This window comes from Citrobacter sp. wls827 (assembly GCF_005280875.1).
Classification (GTDB): Bacteria; Pseudomonadota; Gammaproteobacteria; order Enterobacterales; family Enterobacteriaceae; genus Citrobacter; species Citrobacter youngae.
On record NZ_SZWR01000001.1, the window covers coordinates 198,354 to 200,510 of the forward strand.

1 protein-coding gene is annotated in these 2,157 nt (G+C 49.8%); it reads left to right on the forward strand.

Annotated features, from left to right (window positions below):
• Positions 1-225: 225 nt before the first annotated feature.
• Complete coding sequence (gene asnB, locus FDX03_RS00925; protein WP_137345354.1) at positions 226-1,890, forward strand: asparagine synthase B; 1,665 nt, start codon at positions 226-228, stop codon at positions 1,888-1,890.
• Positions 1,891-2,157: the final 267 nt, after the last annotated feature.

The following is a 2,157-nucleotide window of genomic DNA, read 5'->3' on the forward strand; positions in this document are numbered from 1 at the left end:
GCCTTATCCAGCCTACAGAATCTTATCCATTCAATAAAATCACCATTTCATTGCTGATTCATCAATAACAATGTTCATTACATAATCTTTTTTCACCAATCCACAATGACCATTGCATTTTTTATTTTCTGACCCGCAATTCGCTTGCGCCCTCTCCCGCTTTGCGGCATTTTCTTTATCAAGCAAACATAAAAAGCATCACGCAACAGGTTAACGGAGAAGGTTATGTGTTCTATTTTTGGCGTATTCGATATTAAAACTGACGCAGTTGAACTGCGTAAAAAAGCCCTGGAATTGTCTCGTCTGATGCGCCATCGCGGCCCGGACTGGTCGGGTATTTACGCCAGTGATAACGCCATTCTGGCACACGAACGTCTGTCCATCGTCGACGTCAACGCCGGTGCTCAGCCGCTGTACAACGTGAAGAAAACGCATATCCTGGCGGTTAACGGTGAAATTTATAACCACCAGGCGCTGCGCGCTGAATACGGCGATCGCTATCAGTTCCAGACAGGTTCCGACTGTGAAGTTGTCCTCGCGCTGTATCAGGAAAAAGGCCCAGAGTTCCTGGATGACCTGCAAGGCATGTTTGCCTTCGCGCTGTACGACAGCGAGCAGGACGCTTACCTGATTGGCCGCGATCACATCGGGATCATCCCACTGTATATGGGCTACGACGAACACGGTAACTTCTATGTTGCGTCTGAAATGAAGGCACTGGTTCCTGTTTGCCGTACGATTAAAGAATTCCCGGCCGGTAGCTATCTGTGGAGTAAAGACGGTGAAATTCGTCAGTACTACCAGCGCGACTGGTTTGAATACGATGCGGTAAAAGACAACGTTACCGATAAAAACGAGCTGCGTCAGGCGCTGGAAGATGCGGTGAAAAGCCACCTGATGTCAGATGTTCCTTATGGTGTATTGCTGTCCGGCGGTCTGGATTCTTCGGTCATTTCCGCAATCACCAAAAAATACGCCGCGCGTCGTGTTGAAGATCAGGAACGCAGTGAAGCCTGGTGGCCGCAGTTGCACTCCTTCGCCGTCGGCCTCGAAGGCGCACCGGATCTGAAAGCCGCACAAGAAGTAGCAAACCATCTGGGTACCGTGCACCACGAGATCCACTTCACCGTGCAGGAAGGTCTGGATGCTATCCGCGACGTGATTTATCACATCGAAACCTACGATGTTACAACCATTCGTGCCTCGACGCCGATGTACTTAATGTCGCGCAAGATTAAAGCAATGGGCATTAAAATGGTGCTGTCGGGCGAAGGGTCAGACGAAGTGTTTGGCGGTTATCTCTACTTCCACAAAGCGCCAGACGCGAAAGAATTGCATGAAGAAACTGTGCGTAAACTGCAGGCGCTGCACATGTTCGACTGTGCGCGTGCCAACAAAGCCATGTCAGCCTGGGGCGTGGAGGCTCGCGTGCCCTTCCTGGACAAAAAATTCCTTGATGTGGCGATGCGCATCAACCCGCAGGATAAAATGTGCGGCAACGGCAAAATGGAAAAACATGTTCTGCGCGAATGTTTTGAATCCTACCTGCCAGCGAGCGTCGCATGGCGGCAGAAAGAGCAGTTCTCTGACGGCGTCGGTTACAGCTGGATTGACACGCTGAAAGAAGTCGCTGCAGAGCAAGTTTCCGACCAACAACTGGAAACCGCCAGCTTCCGTTTCCCGTACAACACGCCATCGTCGAAAGAAGCGTATTTGTACCGTGAGATTTTCGAAGAACTGTTCCCGGTTGCCAGCGCTGCGGAATGTGTTCCGGGCGGCCCTTCTGTTGCCTGTTCTTCCGCCAAAGCGATCGAATGGGATGAAGCGTTTAAAACCATGAACGATCCGTCTGGTCGCGCGGTTGGCGTACACCAGTCCGCTTATAAATAAGTTAATCCTTAGAAAAGGGCCCTGCGGGGCTCTTTTTTTATGTCTGTTTTCTGTGCTAAAAAACAATTAATAACTAATAATTGCCGAATATTGCGTCATGCTGTTCGCAACCTAACCAAACAGTCACATTCCAGCTATTTTCAATGAAAAAGGGGTTGACGCTTCAAGGCTCAATACGCATAATGCGCCCCGCAACGCCGATAAGGTTACGCGAAAAAAAGATGGCTACGTAGCTCAGCTGGTTAGAGCACATCACTCATAATGATG